The sequence below is a fragment of the Vibrio sp. D173a genome, from assembly GCF_030248475.1.
The window spans coordinates 1-756 of sequence record NZ_JAHGAH010001660.1; the positions used below are offsets into that span (position 1 = coordinate 1).

Consider the following 756-nt stretch of genomic DNA (forward strand, 5'->3'; position numbering starts at 1 on the left):
GGTTCTTGCCACGTTCGAGGTGTTCATACTCAAGGTTTGATAACCAAGACCAATCAATAGCAGAGCACCCATCGGGTCACCTGCTAACTCACCACAGATACACACCGGCAGTTGAAACTGTTTACAGGTATCGTGCATCTGTTTAAGCGCCATGATCACTGCGGGGTGCATGGATTCATAGACATCAGAGACTCGAGAATTGTTCCGGTCAACCGCCAATAAATATTGGGTTAAGTCATTGGTACCGACAGAAACAAAGTCGACACGGTCTGCTATCAGAGGAAGCAAATAGAGCATAGAAGGCACTTCCAACATAACCCCGATACGCGGCATACGCACGCGACTATCCAGTTCATGTACCTCATCGTAGGCTTGCTCTATCAATTGCAAAGCATCATCCAGTTCACGAGCCCCAGAAATCATCGGCAGCAGAATACTGAGATTTTGACTACCACAACTGGCGCGCAGCATCGCTCTGAGCGGAATAATAAAAATATCTGGATGGTCGAGGGTGAATCGAATCCCACGCCAGCCCAAAAATGGGTTGTCCTCTTCAATCGGGAAATAAGGCAAAGCCTTGTCGCCACCGATGTCTAAGGTACGCATCACCACCTGTTTATCTGGGTAGCTTTCGAGTACCGATTGGTATTGCTTCACCTGCTCATCTTCCGAAGGAAAGCGTTGCTGAAGCAAGAAAGAGATCTCTGTACGGTAGAGTCCCACCCCATCCACACCTTGGTTCAGTGCGATCTTGGT

General features: G+C 48.5%; 1 protein-coding gene. It reads right to left on the minus strand.

Going from position 1 to position 756, the window contains the following annotated elements:
- On the minus strand, window positions 1–756 hold a 756-nt coding region (locus KIV40_RS35400), incomplete at both ends, for a putative PEP-binding protein (protein WP_306431952.1).